The organism is Cellulomonas sp. KRMCY2, from assembly GCF_000526515.1.
In the GTDB taxonomy this organism is placed as follows: Bacteria; Actinomycetota; Actinomycetes; order Actinomycetales; family Cellulomonadaceae; genus Actinotalea.
On the sequence record NZ_JAGF01000001.1, the window covers coordinates 2,556,208 to 2,571,443 of the forward strand.

General features: G+C 72.9%; 10 protein-coding genes. 8 read left to right on the forward strand and 2 right to left on the reverse strand.

The genetic code is table 11. The features are described 5' to 3' along the window. Positions 1-75 precede the first annotated feature (75 nt). The 8 genes from K415_RS0112285 (at position 76) to K415_RS0112320 (ending at position 13,833) form a co-directional block, all read left to right on the forward strand. Positions 76-1,017, forward strand: a complete 942-nt coding sequence (locus K415_RS0112285) for an ABC transporter permease (protein ID WP_024287340.1) — start codon at positions 76-78, stop codon at positions 1,015-1,017. Further along, on the forward strand, positions 1,014-2,870 hold the full coding sequence (locus tag K415_RS0112290) for a dipeptide/oligopeptide/nickel ABC transporter permease/ATP-binding protein (RefSeq protein ID WP_024287341.1): 1,857 nt from the start codon (positions 1,014-1,016) through the stop codon (positions 2,868-2,870). The genes K415_RS0112285 and K415_RS0112290 overlap by 4 nt, the downstream gene beginning before the upstream one ends. After that, positions 2,867-3,775, forward strand: a complete 909-nt coding sequence (locus tag K415_RS0112295) for an ATP-binding cassette domain-containing protein (protein WP_024287342.1) — start codon at positions 2,867-2,869, stop codon at positions 3,773-3,775. Before K415_RS0112290 ends, K415_RS0112295 begins: the two co-directional genes overlap by 4 nt. 47 nt (positions 3,776-3,822) lie before the next feature. Then, positions 3,823-5,319, forward strand: coding sequence for a glycoside hydrolase family 43 protein (locus K415_RS0112300; RefSeq protein WP_024287343.1), 1,497 nt, complete (start codon positions 3,823-3,825; stop codon positions 5,317-5,319). Then, positions 5,312-7,432 (forward strand): beta-galactosidase, encoded by a 2,121-nt coding sequence (locus tag K415_RS0112305; RefSeq protein WP_231494889.1) that lies wholly within the window; start codon positions 5,312-5,314, stop codon positions 7,430-7,432. Before K415_RS0112300 ends, K415_RS0112305 begins: the two co-directional genes overlap by 8 nt. Before the next feature lie 73 nt (positions 7,433-7,505). After that, on the forward strand, positions 7,506-10,001 hold the full coding sequence (locus K415_RS0112310; RefSeq protein ID WP_024287345.1) for a beta-glucosidase: 2,496 nt from the start codon (positions 7,506-7,508) through the stop codon (positions 9,999-10,001). Continuing rightward, complete coding sequence (locus K415_RS0112315; RefSeq protein WP_024287346.1) at positions 10,001-10,954, forward strand: nucleoside hydrolase; 954 nt, start codon at positions 10,001-10,003, stop codon at positions 10,952-10,954. The genes K415_RS0112310 and K415_RS0112315 overlap by 1 nt, the downstream gene beginning before the upstream one ends. Continuing rightward, positions 10,951-13,833 carry an alpha-L-rhamnosidase gene (locus K415_RS0112320; RefSeq protein WP_024287347.1) on the forward strand — a complete coding sequence of 961 codons (2,883 nt, stop codon included), beginning with the start codon at positions 10,951-10,953 and terminating at the stop codon, positions 13,831-13,833. The genes K415_RS0112315 and K415_RS0112320 overlap by 4 nt, the downstream gene beginning before the upstream one ends. 9 nt (positions 13,834-13,842) lie before the next feature. Here K415_RS0112320 and rbsD read toward each other — a convergent pair whose 3' ends face one another. Together rbsD and K415_RS0112330 are read right to left on the reverse strand one after the other, a co-directional pair. Further along, positions 13,843-14,235 (reverse strand): D-ribose pyranase, encoded by a 393-nt coding sequence (rbsD, locus tag K415_RS0112325; protein WP_024287348.1) that lies wholly within the window; start codon positions 14,233-14,235, stop codon positions 13,843-13,845. After that, complete coding sequence (locus tag K415_RS0112330; protein WP_024287349.1) at positions 14,232-15,173, reverse strand: ribokinase; 942 nt, start codon at positions 15,171-15,173, stop codon at positions 14,232-14,234. The genes rbsD and K415_RS0112330 overlap by 4 nt, the downstream gene beginning before the upstream one ends. Positions 15,174-15,236: the final 63 nt, after the last annotated feature.

The following is a 15,236-nucleotide window of genomic DNA, read 5'->3' on the forward strand; positions in this document are numbered from 1 at the left end:
ACCAGCACCACCGAGCAGCAGCACCGTCGCTGCAACCGCCGTGCACGCCACCCGCCGCCGTCGTCAGGGGCAGCCATGCTGATGTTCTTCCTCCGCCGAACCCTTTCCGGGATCGTCCTCGTTCTGGTCGCCGCATCGGCCATCTTCGCGCTCATGAGCCTGTCGGACGACGCCGTCGCCCGCTCCATCGCCGGGCAGACCGCTTCTGCGGAGCAGGTCGCCGCCAAGGCCGCCGAGTTGGGCCTGGACCAGCCCCTCTTCAGCCGCTACGTCGACTGGCTGACCGCGCTGCTGAACGGTGACCTGGGCAGCTCCTGGTACTCCGGTCAGCCGGTCACCACGATCATCTCGGCCAAGCTGCCGGTGACGCTCTCCATCCTGCTGGTCGGCCTGCTCGCCGCCGCGGTGCTGGCGGTGCTGATCGGTGTGGCCGCTGCCGTCAAGGGTGGGTGGGTCGACCGGGCCGTGCAGTCCCTCGCGATCCTTGGCTTCGCCGTCCCGTCCTTCCTGCTCGCGCTGGTGCTCTCCGTGACGTTCGCCGTGAACTGGCGGATCTTCCCCGCCGTCGGGTTCGTGCCGATGAGCGAGTCGTTCAGCGGCTGGATCATGTCGGTCACGCTGCCGGCCGTCGCGCTGGCCATCGGTGCGATGGCCGCCACCGCCCAGCAGGTCCGTGGTTCGATGCTCGACGTGCTCGGCACGGACTACGTGCGGACGCTGCGCAGCCGCGGCCTGTCGGAACGGAGCCTGCTGTTCCGCCACGCGCTGCGAAACGCCGTTCCGCCGGCCCTGACCGTGCTGGGCCTGCAGTTCATCGGCCTGGTCGGTGGTGCGATCGTCGTGGAGAAGGTCTTCGGTCTCTACGGGATCGGCACGGAGATCTTCTCCGCGTCCTCGGGCGGCGACCAGCCGGTCGTGCTCGGCATCACCGTGGTCCTGGTGATCATCATCGTGCTCGTCAACCTGCTCATGGATGTCGCATACGGCGTGCTCAACCCCAAGGTGCGTGTGGCATGACGATCCCAGACCTCGCCTCGATGGACCCGCTGGGCGCCAGGGTGCCTGCGCCGCTGCCGAAGCGGGCCGGCAGGTTCAAGCGCCTGATCACCGACCCGACCGCCGCGCTCTCGATCGGCGTGCTGCTGGTCATCACCGTGGCGAGCTTCGCGGCACCGCTGCTGGCCGACGCGGACCCGAACGCACCGGCCCTGGCCAACACGCTCGGGACGCCTGAGCCAGGACACCCGTTGGGGTTCGATGGTGTCGGGCGCGACATCTGGGCCCGCCTGCTCTACGGCGGGCAGGTCAGCCTGACGGGTGCCGCCATCGCCCTGGTCGTCGCCCTGGCGATCGGCGTGCCGTCCGGTCTGATCGCCGGCTACTTCAAGGGCTGGTTCGACGGGGTCTCCTCGTGGATCGCGAACCTCACGATGGCGATGCCAGCGATCGTCATCCTCATCGTCGTGTCCCAGGCGATCGGTCAGAGCACCAACGCCGCAATGCTCGTCTTCGGTGTGCTGATGGCCCCGGGTGTGTTCCGCCTGGTGCGCGGCTCGGTCATCGCGGTGCGCGAGGAGCTCTACGTCGACGCCGCCCGGGTCTCGGGCCTGGGCTCGGGGCGGATCATGCGTCGGCACATCCTGCCGGTCGTCGCGGCCCCGACGGTCATCCAGTCCGCCCAGATGCTCGGCATCGCCATCATCATCCAGGCCGGCCTGCAGTTCCTCGGGATTGGCTCCTCGGGTGAGGCGTCCTGGGGCGCGATGCTCTCGGACGCGTTCGCCAACATCTACCTCGCCCCCCGCCTGCTGATCTGGCCGGGGCTGGCGATCGTCATCACGGTCGCGGCGTTCGCGCTGCTCGGCAACGCTCTGCGCGATGTGCTCGGCGCGCAGGCCGTCAAGCAGTCTCGGGCCACTCGCAAGGCAGCCAAGGCCGCCGCCAGGGTCGCTGCCGCGAACCGGATCGCCGGCACGACGATCGAGGTGGCCCACTCCGGGGTCCACCACACCGCCGTCGACCCCGACGTCCTGCTCGAGGTGGACAACCTGCGGGTCACCTACCCGAAGATCGACGGCGAGTCCGTGGTCGTGGACGGCATCTCGCTGGTCGTCCGCAAGGCCGAGGTCCTCGGCCTGGTCGGTGAGTCCGGCTCCGGCAAGACCCAGACCGCGTTCTCGATCCTGGGCCTGCTCCCCCCCGAGGCCAAGGTCTCGGCAGACACCATCACCTTCGGTGGCGAAGAGCTCGCCGGGATGAGCCGATCGGCGATGAACGTCATCCGGGGGCGCCGGATCGCCTACATCCCGCAGGAGCCGATGTCCAACCTCGACCCGTCCTTCAAGATCGGTTCGCAGCTCACCGAGCCGATCCGTCAACACCTGGGCCTGTCGAAGAAGGAGGCCAAGGCCAAGGCCATCGCCCTGCTGGCTCGGGTGGGCATCAACGACCCGGAGCGCACCTTCAAGGCGTACCCGCACGAGATCTCCGGCGGCATGGCCCAGCGTGTCCTCATCGCGGGCGCGGTCTCCTGCGACCCGGAGCTGCTCATCGCAGACGAGCCCACCACCGCACTGGACGTGACCGTCCAGGCTGAGGTGCTCGACCTCATGCGCTCGCTCCAGGAGGAGCGTCAGATGGGCATGATCCTCGTGACGCACAACTTCGGCGTGGTGGCCGACATCTGCGACCGCGTCGCGGTGATGCAGACCGGCAGGATCGTCGAGACGGCCCCCGCCGAGGAGCTGTTCGCCAACCCGCAGCACCCCTACACCCGGATGCTGCTCGACTCCACGCTCGAGGACTCCGTCCCGCGCCCGCAGCCCGCAGCCGCTTCGAGCGCACCATCAACCGGAGGGGAGGGCGCATGAACGCCACCCAGGCGGACGAGCCGCTGCTCGTCGCCCAGGACGTCGTCGTCGAGTACCCCATGAAGGGCTGGCGCAAGGCCCCGTTCATGGCGCTCAAGGGCGTGTCCCTGTCGATCAGGGCCGGCGAGACGGTCGGCCTGGTCGGCGAGTCCGGCTCCGGCAAGACGACCCTCGGTCGGGCCGTGCTCGGTCTGGCACCGGTCACCGGGGGCGAGATCCGCTACGCCGGGCGCGCGATCAACGGGATCGGCGCGCGCGAGCGTCGAGCCCTGAGCGAGGACATCCAGGTCGTCTTCCAGGACCCCTACACCTCGCTCAACCCCGCGATGACGGTCAACGACATCCTCACCGAGCCGCTGCTCGTCGCCGGGACCAGTCGCACGGCGGCCACCAGGCGGGTGCGTGATCTGCTCGACAGCGTCCACCTGCCGGCAGACGCCGGCGAGCGCCTGCCCCGGGAGTTCTCCGGTGGCCAGCGTCAGCGGATCGCCATCGCGCGGGCCCTGAGCCGCGGGCCCAAGCTCATCGTGTGCGACGAGCCGGTCAGTGCGCTGGACCTGTCCAACCAGTCCCGGGTCCTCGACCTGTTCATCGAGATCCAGGAGCGGACGGGCGTCGCCTACCTGTTCATCACGCACGACCTGTCCGTGGTGCGCCACATCAGCCACCGGGTCGCCGTGATGTACCGCGGCGAGATCGTCGAGACGGGTGACGCCGCCACGGTGACCTCTGCCCCCGAGCACCCCTACAGCCAGCGACTGCTGCTCGCAGCACCGGTACCCGACCCGGTCCGCCAGGAGAAGCGCCGCTCCGACCGGCTGCGCCTGGCGGCTCAGCTCGCTGCTCAGGACGAGCAGGCGGGAGCCGGCATGGGGGGGACCGAGTCCCTGCCGCGGACCGCCTGACCACGACCACGACGCGCGACGCACGACCGACCCAGGAAGGCTCGACCATGCTCAACCCCGCCGTCCCCGGCTTCCACCCCGACCCGAGCGTGGTCCGCGTGGGCGACGACTACTACCTCGCCTGCTCGAGCTTCGAGTACTTCCCGGGCATCCCGCTGTTCCACAGCACGGACGCGGAGCACTGGACGCCGATCGGGCACGTGGTCACCCGCCCGGGGCAGCTGGCGATCGAGGACGTCCCGACGGGCGGCGGCGCCTGGGCGCCGACCATCCGGTTCCACGACGGGCTGTTCCACCTCACGGTGGCCGACGCGATGGGTCGCGGCGGGCTGATCTTCACCGCGACCGACCCGGCAGGCCGGTGGAGTGACGGCGTCGTCATGGTCGGGGCCGACGGCATCGACCACGACATCGCCTGGGACGCGGACGGGACCTGCTACGTCACCTACTCCGGCCTCCTGCTCACCGGCCCCGACTTCGGCACGCACCTGGGCATCCAGCAGGTGCGGATGGATCCGGCGACCGGACAGGCGCTCGAGGAGCCGCGCTCGCTGTGGTCCGGTACCGGCCTGAAGTTCCCCGAGGCGCCGCACCTGTACGAGATCGACGGCACCTGGTACCTCATGATCGCCGAGGGTGGCACGGAGCGCGGGCACGGGGTCTCGATCGCCCGTGGGCCGTCGCCCGAGGGTCCCTTCGAGGGCGCCCCGGTCAACCCGGTGTACTCGCACCGCTCGACGAGCCACCCGGTGCAGAACGCGGGCCACGGGGATCTCGTGCGCACGGACGACGGCTGGCGGATGCTGCTGCTCGGCACCCGCCCGGGCGGGATGAGCCAGATGTTCGCCCCGCTGGGCCGCGAGACGTTCGCCACCCGCGTGCAGTGGGTGGGCGGCTGGCCGGTCGTCGAACGGCTCACCCTGACACCGGACCTGCCGCCGGTCGAGGTCCGCACGACCTTCGACCAGCCGCTCGGCCTGGAGTGGCTGACCATCCGCGACGCCGAGCGGTCCTGGCTCACCCGGGCCGACGGCCGACTGGTGATCACCGCGCCGGACGACGCGCCCCCGGTCGCGATGGACGCGGCGCGGCCGCACTTCCTCGGTCGCCGCCAGGAGCACCTGACCAGCCGCTGCACGGTGCGGGTGGACGCCAGGTCCGGCACCGGCGGGCTGTCCGTGCGGTACGACGAGCGCCACCACTACGACATCGAGGTGTCGAGCGGCACGCTGCGCGCCCGTGTGCGCCTGGACCAGATCGAGCAGACCTGGGAGGTCCCTGTCCCGGACGGTCCGGTCGAGCTGTGGATCGCCACGACACCCGTCGTGCCCGCAGCGGAGGTCGACATGCCCGACCTGGCGACCTGCGACCTCGTCCGGCTCGGCCACGGCAGCGGGGCGGACGCCGTGGAGGTCGCCGTCGTCGACGGCCGCTACCTGACGTCCGACGTGACATCGTCGTTCACCGGTCGAGTGACCGGCATGTATGCGGCCACGGGCACCGTGGCCTTCGACACCTACGTCTACGAGGGACACGATGTCTGAGCCCAGAATGCGCGGCCCCGAGGGGCCCCGGCTGCCCGACCGGATCCGCGTCGGCGCCGCCTACTACGCCGAGTACCAGCCCTACGAGCGGCTGGACGCCGACCTGGACCTCATGGTCGCCGGTGGTTTCTCCGTCATCCGGGTCGGCGAGTCGGTGTGGTCCACCTGGGAGCCACGCGACGGCGAGTTCGAGCTCGACTGGCTCCAGCCGGTGCTCGACGGCGCGTACGCCCGGGGGATCGACGTCATCATCGGGACTCCGACGTACGCCGCCCCGCCGTGGCTGCGCCACACCTACCCGGAGACGACGGCGCACCTCGCGACGGGCGCGCCCATGCCGTACGGAGCGCGCCAGGACGTCAACTACGCCCACCCGACGTTCCGCCGCCTCGCCGAGCGCGTCGTCCGCGCCGTCGTCGGCCGCTACGCCGACCACCCCGCGGTCGTCGGCTGGCAGGTCGACAACGAGCCGGGCAACAAGATCCTCTTCAACCCGGACGTCTTCGCAGGGTTCGTCGAGACGCTCAAGGCCCGCTACGGCACGGTCGAGGAGCTCAACAACCGCTGGGGCCTGACGTACTGGTCGCACCGGATCGCCGACTGGTCCGAGCTGTGGACGCCGGACCTCAACACCACCCCGGCGTACGACCTCGCCTGGCGGCGCTACCAGGCGACCCTGGCCGACGACCTGATCGCCTGGCAGGCCGCCGTGGTCCGCGAGTACGCCCGGCCGGACCAGTACGTCATGACGTGCATCGCCCCGCACCACAAGGCGCAGGACGTCACGACGATCACGGCCCCGCTCGACGTGGCCGCTGTCAACATCTACTACGCGACCCAGGACTCCCTGACCCACCCCGGACCGGACGGGCTGGTCGGCGGGATCGCCCCGGACTTCGTGCCGTGGGCGGGGCCCGCGTTCCCGGCGCTGCAGGCCGACACCGCCCGCGGGATCCGTGACGAGCCCTTCCTCGTCACCGAGACCAACGCGACGTCGATCGGCGGAGCGGGGGACAACCTGCCCTGCTACGACGGCCAGTGGCGCCAGGCAGGCTGGCTCATGGTCGCGCGCGGGGCCCGGATGCTCGAGTACTGGCACTGGGCCACGCAGCACTACGGCGCCGAGTCGTTCTGGACGGGGATCCTCGGCCACAGCCTGGAGCCCGGTCGCACGTACGCCGAGCTGTCCCGTCTCGCCCGCGAGCTCACCGCCGCGACCGATGACCTGGCCGACCTGCGTGCGCACAGCGACGTGGCACTGCTCGTCAGCCCGGAGAGCCGGTGGGCGCTGGAGTTCCAGGGCCCGCTCGCCGTGACCCCGCACACATGGTTCGGCGACCCGACCTCCTACGAGCAGATCCTCGCGGCGTACTACCGGGGGCTGTTCGACGCCGGGCTGGCCGTCGACGTCGTCGCGCCCCGCCAGCTGCCTGCCGACCCCGAGGCCATCGTCCGGCGCTGGCCGGTGCTCGTGGTGCCCGCGCTGTACATCGCCTCCGACGAGACGCTCGACCTGCTCGTGCGGTACGCCGCCGCGGGCGGTCATCTGGTGCTCACGCCGCGCACGGGGTACGCCACCGAGGAGAACGTCATCCGGCCCGTCGTGGCGCCCGGCGTGCTGCGCGGTCCCGCCGGCGTGCACTACCTCGAGTACACCAACCTGCCGGTCGACGTCCCGGTGACGGGCGAGGGGTGGACCGGCTCGGCGCACGCCTGGGCGGACGGGCTGCTGCCCGACGACGCCCAGGTGCTCGCCGGCTACGACCACCCGCACCTGCGCCAGTTCGCCGCCGTCACCACCAAGGTCCACGGCGCCGGACGGGTGACCACCGTGGGCACCGTGCCCGACCGTGCACTCGCCGCCGGCCTCGCCGGCTGGTTGGCCCGCACCTCGCTGCCGGTGGACCCGTGGCGGGACGCGCGCCCGGCGAGCGTGACCGTGCACCGTGCGGACGCCCCCGGCCGGCGCCTGCACGTCGTCCACCACTGGGACTGGGGGACGCAGACCTACCGCCTGCCCACCGACGTCGTCGACGTCCTGACCGGCGAACGACTCGCCGCGGGGACCGTCCTCCGGCTCGGTCCCTGGGATGTGCGGGTGCTGCGCGAGTGACGCCCCGACCCGACCCGGCTCTGACCCGGACCTGACCCGACCGCACCACCGCACGAGCTCATCGGAGAACCCCATGACCCAGCAGATCGCCACCCCCGTCCCCGCCGTCGACGAGGGCGACCTCGCCCGCCGCCTCGGGGCGCTCTCCCTGGAGCAGAAGGTGCGGCTCATGACGGGCGCGGACTTCTGGTCGGTCTACCCGGAACCCGCCGCGGGGCTGCGGCGGCTGGTCGTCTCGGACGGCCCCGCCGGCATCCGCGGGGAGCTCTGGGACGAGCGCGACACCTCGGCCAACGTGCCCTCACCCACCGCGCTCGCCGCGACGTGGGACCCGGACCGGGTCGAGGCGCTGGGCCTGCTGCTGGCCGCCGAGGCCCGACGCAAGGGTGTCGACGTGCAGCTGGCGCCGACGGTCAACCTGCACCGCACGCCCTACGGTGGCCGGCACTTCGAGTGCTTCAGCGAGGACCCGCTGCTCACCGCGCGGATCGGGGTGGCCTACGTGCGCGGCGTCCAGGCCGGCGGTGTCGGTGCGACCGTCAAGCACTTCGTCGCCAACGACACCGAGACCGACCGGATGAGTGTCGACGTGCAGGTCGACGAGCGCACCCTGCGTGAGCTGTACCTCGTGCCGTTCGAGGCGATCGTCCGCGAGGCGGGCGTCTGGGCCGTGATGGCCGCGTACAACCAGGTCAACGGCACCACCGCGACCGAGTCCCCGCTGCTGCGCGACATCCTGCAGGACGAGTGGGGGTTCGACGGGCTGACGATGTCGGACTGGTTCGCCACCCGCTCCACCGTGGCCACCGCCGCGGGCGGCCTGGACCTGACCATGCCGGGGCCGGCCGGCCACTGGGGCCCCGCCCTGGTCGACGCCGTGCGCGCCGGTGAGGTCGACGAGGCGCGGATCGACGACCACGTGCGCAGGATCCTGCGGCTGGCCGCCCGGGTCGGCGCGCTCGACGGCATCGCGGCGGTCGCTCAGGCACCGTCCTACACCGACGCCGACGTCGCGGCCCAGCTGCGCGCGGACGCGGCGGCCGGGTTCGTCCTGGTCCGCAACGAGGGCGTGCTGCCGCTCGCGGCCGACGCCCTGACCAGGGTCGCCGTGCTCGGCCCGAACGCCGAGGTCGGCCGCACCCTGGGTGGTGGCAGCGCGACGGTCTACCCGCCGTACACGATCTCCCCGCTGGACGGGGTCCGGGCTGCGCTCGGCGAGGGTGTCGAGGTGTCCTTCGCCCAGGGTGTGCGGGCGCACCTGAGGACGTCCCCGGCGCGCGACGTCTTCACCAGACGCCCGGACGGCAGCCCCGGTGTCGAGGTCCGCTACGTGACTGCCGACGGGACCGTGCTGCTCACCGAGCCGCGCTCGGGTGGCACCTTCAACTGGCTGGCGGGGTTCCCGGCGGCGGCGGCCGGCGCTGCCGCGGTCGAGGTCGCCGCCCGGCTGACGGCGACCGAGGCGGGGACGTGGGAGGTCGGCGGGTCCGGCCTGGGCCGGTTCAGCCTGGCGGTCGACGGCACCCAGGTCCTGGACACCGCGCTGGTGCTCCCGCCGGGCGCGGACATCGTCGAGGGCATGATGGCGCCGCCACAGGGCGTGCACCGGGTGACGCTGGTCCAGGGCCAGTCGCTCGACGTCGTGCTGCGGCACGAGCTCACCGGAGGGACCGTGTCGCCGGACGGGCTGGAGCTCGGCACGATGCTGCAGCTCAACATCGAGCCCCCGCACGCGAGCGACGACGAGGCCATCGCCGTCGCGGTCGCCCGAGCCGCTGCCGCGGACGTGGCAGTCGTCGTGGTGGGGACCAACGAAGAGGTCGAGTCCGAGGGCTACGACCGCACCACGCTCGCCCTGCCCGGACGTCAGGACGAGCTCGTCGCGCGGGTCGCCGCGGTCAACCCGCGCACCGTCGTGGTCGTCAACGCCGGCGCCCCGGTCCTCATGCCGTGGGCCGACGACGTCGCGGCGGTCGTGCTGGCCTGGTTCCCCGGCCAGGAGTTCGGCAACGCCCTGGCCGACGTGCTGCTCGGCGTGGTCGAGCCCGGCGGTCGCCTGCCCACCACCTGGCCGCTCGACGAGACGAACCTCCCCACCGGCACACCGGTCGACGGCGTGGTCCGGTACGACGAGGGCCTGCTCGTCGGGTACCGCAACCCGGCCCGCACCGCGCGCTACGCGTTCGGGCACGGCCTGGGCTACACCACGTGGGAGTTCGAGTCCGTCGGCGTACCGGTGGCCCCGACGACCGACGGGCCCGGCGAGGTCGAGGTGACGGTGCGCAACACCGGCGACCGCGCCGGCCGCGAGGTCGTCCAGGTCTACCTGTCGCGGCCCGGCAGCGAGGTCGAGCGCCCCGTGCGCTGGCTCGTCGGGTTCGCCGCCGCGGTGGCCGAGCCGGGGCAGTTCGTCACGGTCCAGGTCGCGCTGCCCACCAGGGCACTGGCCCACTGGGACGTCGACACCCATGCCTGGGCCGTGGAGCCGGGGACCTACACCCTCGAGGTGGGACCCTCCAGTGCCGACCTTCCGCTCGTCGAGGAGCTCGCCTGGACCGAGGCGCTCTGATGGCTCCCCGGATGCGGGTCATCACCGACAACGACTACGCCGGGGACCCGGACGGGCTGTTCCAGCTGGCCCACCTGCTGCTCTCGCCGTCGGTGGACGTGCGCGCCGTGATCGGCTCGCACCTGCGCGCCGAGGACCCGTTCGACCCGTCGCCGATCACCGCGACCAAGGCCCGGGCCGCGGCGGACGTCGTCGTCGACCTGCTCGGCCTGACCGGTCGGGTGACGACCCTCGAGGGCTCCAACACCGCCCTGGCCGACCGGTTCACCCCGATCCGGTCGGCGGCCGCCGAGGCGATCGTCGCCGAGGCCATGCGCGAGTCCGATCTGCCGCTGTACGTCACGCTCGGCGCCGGGCTGACCGAGCTGGCCAGCGCCTACCTGCTCGAGCCCCGCATCGCCGAGCGGCTCACCGCCGTGTGGATCGGCGGTCCGGAGCACCCCGGCCTGGCCGTGGCGCCGCCGCGGGCCGGCGGTCCGGAGGTCTCGGAGTACAACCTGCGGATCGACGTCACGGCCGCGCAGGTCGTCTTCGACTCGCCGATCCCGCTGTGGCAGGTGCCGCGGGACGCCTACCGGCAGGCGATCATGAGCGTCGCCGAGCTGGAGACCCGGGTGCGTCCGCACGGCGCGATCGGCGAGCACCTCGTCGCCTCGCTCGAGGCCGTCAACAAGATGGCAGCGGGGCACGGGTTCGACTTCGGCGAGGTCTACATCCTCGGCGACAGCCCACTGGTGCTGCTCACGGCCCTGCAGTCCTCGTTCGAGCCCGATCCGTCCTCCAGCCGGTACGTCACCCTGTCGGCGCCGACGATCGACGACGACGGCCGGTACGTCGCGCGGCCGGACGGGCGCTGGATCCGCGTCTACACCCACCTGGACCTCCGTCTCATGCTCGAGGACATGGTCGCCAAGCTGGCGAGGCACGCCGCCGCCCCGAAGGAGCCTGCATGACCGTCACCCGCATCACCGCGCTGTGGGCCGGCGACCGTGGTCGCCCGGCCTTCCTCGCGACGGGCAGCCCCACGCTGTCCTGGGCGGTCGACAGCGCGGTGGCGGGCTGGGAGCAGACCCGGGCGGAGCTCGCGCTGCGGCTCGACGGTGCGGTGAGCGCCGCCGTGGTGACCGGTCCGGTCGCGCAGAAGGTCGGCTGGCCGTTCGCCGCGCTCGGCCCGTACGCGACGGCCGAGATCCGGGTGCGGGTGCAGGGCGGCGGCGTGACGACCGGGGACCCGGCCGAGGCGCCGAGCGGGTGGAGCGCCTGGACCGAGCTGCGCACCGGCCCGCTCGGGTCGTCGGACTGGCGGGCGCCGTTCATCACCGTCGACCCGGCGCAGGGGTGGCCGGATCGGGCGACCGCCCGGTTCCGCACCGAGCTGACCGCCCCGACGGGTCTGGTCAGCGCGCTGCTCTCGGTCACCGCCCACGGCGTCCTCGAGGCGAGCCTCGCCGGGGTGCGGGTCGGCGACGAGGAGCTCGCCCCGGGCTGGACCGCCTACCGCGACGTGCTGACCTTCGCCACGCACGACGTCACGGCCCAGCTGGTCGCCGCCGGTGACGGACCGGTGGTGCTCGGCGCCACCGTGGCCGAGGGCTGGTACGGCGAGCGCTTCGGGTTCGACGGCAGCTTCGCCCGTGCCTATCTCGGGCCCGTCGCGCTCGCGGCGCAGCTGCGCCTGGTCGACGCCGACGGCCAGGTCACCTGGGTGACCACCGGACCCGGCTGGACCGCGACCACCGTCGGGCCGGTCACGTCGGCGAGCATCTACCAGGGCGAGGACGTCGACGCCCGCCTGGCCGACGATGCGCTCCTGACGCCGGGCTCGGCGCTTCCGGACGCCCGCCCGGCCGTGCTGCTCGACGGCGTCCTGGGCGACGACCCGGTCGCCGCGGACCTGCTGCGCGTCGAGCGGCTCGTGCCGGCCGCCGCCCCACCGGTACGGGTCGTCGAGACCGTCGCGGTGCGTGAGGTGCTCACGGCGCCGTCGGGTGCGACCCTGCTCGACTTCGGCCAGAACCTCGTCGGCCGGCTGCGTCTGCGGGTGGACGGCCCGGCGGGGACGACGATCACCGTCCGGCACGCCGAGGTGCTCGAGCACGGCGAGCTCGGCGTGCGTCCGCTGCGGTTCGCGAAGGCGACCGACCACCTCACCCTGGCCGGCGACGGTGCGCTGGACTGGCACCCGCGGTTCACCTTCCACGGCTTCCGCTACGCCGAGGTGAGCGGCTGGCCGGGCACCCTCGACCCGGCGGCCGTGGTCGCCGAGGTGATCCACACCGACCTGGTCCGCACCGGGCACCTGCGCACGGGTCACCCGAAGCTCGACCAGCTCCACCGCAACGTGGTCTGGGGCCTGCGCGGCAACGTCGTGTCCCTGCCGACGGACTGCCCGCAGCGGGACGAGCGACTGGGCTGGACCGGTGACATCCAGGTCTTCACCCCGACGGCTGCCTACCTCTACGACATGTCGGCGTTCCTCGGTTCGTGGCTGCGGGACCTCGCGGCCGAGCAGTGCCGCGACGGCGCCGTGCCGCTCGTGGTGCCCAACCCGCTGCGGCAGTCCGCGACCGCGAACGCGGCCTGGGGAGACGCGGCCGCCCTCGTGCCGGACGCGCTGTTCGACCAGTACGGCGACGCGGGCGCACTGGCCGCGGCCTACCCCAGCATGCGGGCCTGGGTGCAGCAGGTCCGGGAGCTGGCCGGGGACGACGACCTGTGGACCGGCGGCATGCAGCTCGGCGACTGGCTGGACCCGTCCGCAGCGCCGGACGAGCCGTGGGCGGCCAAGACCGACGGCGACATCGTCGCCAGTGCCTACTACCACCGGTCGGTCGTCGCCCTGGCCCGGGCCGCTCGTGTGCTCGGCCATGACCGGGAGGCGGCCCAGGACGAGGTGCTCGCCGAGCGGATCCGCGACGCCTTCGTCACGCGGTTCGTCACACCGGGCGGCCTGATGTCCAGCGATGCCCACACCGCCTACGGACTCGCGATCGGGTTCGACCTCGTCGCCGACCCTGCTCTGCGCCAACGCCTCGGGGATCGGCTCGCCGAGCTGGTCCGCGCCTTCGGCTACCGGATCAGGACGGGCTTCGTCGGCACCCCGCTCATCACCGGCGCGCTCCAGGCGACCGGTCACCTGGACGTGGCCTACCGGCTGCTGCTCGAGGAAGGCCTGCCGTCCTGGCTCTACCCGGTGACGATGGGCGCCACCACCGTCTGGGAGCGCTGGGACTCGATGCTGCCGGACGGCACGATCAACCCCGGGGAGATGACGTCGTTCAACCACTACGCCCTGGGCGCGGTGGCGGACTGGCTGCACCGGTCGATCGGCGGGATCTCCCCGGCCGAGCCGGGTGCCCGGGTGGTCGACGTGCGACCGGTCCCGGGCGGCGGCCTGACGGACGTCAGCGCGTCGCTCGACACCGGGTACGGCGTGCTCGCGGTCCACTGGACCGTCCATGACGGGACGTTCACCCTGCGCCTGCGGGTGCCGGCGAACATGCGGGCGCGGGTCGCGCTGCCCGACGGCGGGTTCGCGGAGGTGGGCTCGGGGGAGCGCACGTGGACCTGTGCGCTGCCGGTGCTGCCGGTGCCGCCGGTGCCGCCGAACGAGCCGTGGTCGCTGGACACCACGCTCGCGCGCTTCATGGACGACGACGTCGCCCGTGCGGCCCTGCTCGCCGCCTGTGCACAGGTCGGCTTCTCGTTCGCCCAGGGGTGGACGTCGCAGGGTCGGTGGCGCAGCGACACCACCGTGCGCCAGATGCTCATGCTCCTGACGCACGAGCAGATCGCCGACCTGGACCGTGCGGTGGCGGCGCTCAACGGCTGAGCGCCGGGTTCACACGGCGAACGGCACTCCGCAACGCAGCACGACGTTGGCGTATGCGGTGTCCTCACCCGTGCGGATCACCAGCTGGGAGCGGCCGACCATCGCCTTGAGCTCGTCGTGCGGCAGCCGCTGCGCCGGGGCGGACAGGCGCGTGTCGACCCAGCCGCCGGCGGGCCAGTCGTCCGCCGGGGCCGAGACCCACGCGTGCTCGACGACGATCTCGGCGAGCAGCGCGTCGAGCACGTCGGTGAACCGGGGCAGGCCGAAGACGATCGCGAGGTCGACCACAGGCACGTGCGCCGGCACCGGCAGCCCGGCGTCGGCGACGACGACGAGGTCCGTGTGGCCCAGACGTGCCAGATGGCCGGACAGCGGGGCGTTGATGATCCCGGTGCGCTTCATGGCAGAGGGTCGTCCTTCCAGGGGTAGGACGCCTGGGCACCCAGGCGTTGGACCGAGTACGCCGCGACGCGGGTCGCGATGACGGCGGCGTCGCGCAGGGTGGCACCCCGCGCGAGGTGGGTGGCGAGCGCGCCGACGAACGCGTCACCCGCGCCGGTCGTGTCCCGCGGGGTGACGGTCCGCGCAGGCTCCGACCAGCTCCCGTCGGCCTCGACGCCGACGACGCCCGCCGCACCGAGCGTGACGAGCACACTGGGCACGCCGAGCGCGTGGAGCCGCGCGGCCCTGGTCAGGGCGCCGTCACCCAGGGCGTCGGGGTCGCCCGTCAGGGGTGCGAGGTCGGCGCCGTGGTCGACGGCGGTCAGGACGATCGCGAGCTCGTGCTCGTTGACGACGAGCGGGTCCGCCAGGCGCAGGGTCGCCAGCGGCAGCGTGCAGGCCGGCGCGACGTTGAGCACCACACGCACACCCGCCGCGGCGGCGACCTCGGCGGCCCGGGCCACGGCGTCGAGCGGGATCTCGGCCTGGAGCACGCACACCGCCGCGGCGCCGATCGTCCCGGCCGCGGCGTCGACCCGCTCGGTGGTCACCGAGGCGTTGGCGCCGGCCACCACCACGATGGTGTTCTCGCCGTCGTCCGCCAGCGTGACGACCGCCAGGCCGGTGGGGCCGGGGTGCACCGCGACCGCAGCCAGGTCGACGTCGGCAGCCCGCAGCTCGGCCAGGGCGGTGGCGGCCGTCGCGTCGTCACCGACTGCGCCGACCATGGCGGTGACGGCTCCCAGGCGAGCGGCGGCGACCGCCTGGTTGGCACCTTTGCCCCCCGCGAAGTGTGCGCCCGAGCCCCCGAGCAGGGTCTCGCCGGGCAGGGGGTGGCGCGGGACCGTGAGCACGAGGTCGACGTTGATCGACCCCACGACGACGACGTCGTACCGCATCAGCGATCTCCTTCGACCGGGCAGGGGTGGTTGACATCCGGCGCCAGTCTACTTACGGTGAGC

Coding starts and splice junctions, on each gene's coding strand:
- K415_RS0112290 (WP_024287341.1), top strand. CDS start 1,014: ATGACGATCCCAGACCTCGCCTCGATGGACCCGCTGGGCGCCAGGGTG.
- K415_RS0112315 (WP_024287346.1), top strand. CDS start 10,001: ATGGCTCCCCGGATGCGGGTCATCACCGACAACGACTACGCCGGGGAC.
- K415_RS0112330 (WP_024287349.1), bottom strand. CDS start 15,173: ATGCGGTACGACGTCGTCGTCGTGGGGTCGATCAACGTCGACCTCGTG.
- K415_RS0112305 (WP_231494889.1), top strand. CDS start 5,312: ATGTCTGAGCCCAGAATGCGCGGCCCCGAGGGGCCCCGGCTGCCCGAC.
- K415_RS0112285 (WP_024287340.1), top strand. CDS start 76: ATGCTGATGTTCTTCCTCCGCCGAACCCTTTCCGGGATCGTCCTCGTT.
- rbsD (WP_024287348.1), bottom strand. CDS start 14,235: ATGAAGCGCACCGGGATCATCAACGCCCCGCTGTCCGGCCATCTGGCA.
- K415_RS0112295 (WP_024287342.1), top strand. CDS start 2,867: ATGAACGCCACCCAGGCGGACGAGCCGCTGCTCGTCGCCCAGGACGTC.
- K415_RS0112320 (WP_024287347.1), top strand. CDS start 10,951: ATGACCGTCACCCGCATCACCGCGCTGTGGGCCGGCGACCGTGGTCGC.
- K415_RS0112300 (WP_024287343.1), top strand. CDS start 3,823: ATGCTCAACCCCGCCGTCCCCGGCTTCCACCCCGACCCGAGCGTGGTC.
- K415_RS0112310 (WP_024287345.1), top strand. CDS start 7,506: ATGACCCAGCAGATCGCCACCCCCGTCCCCGCCGTCGACGAGGGCGAC.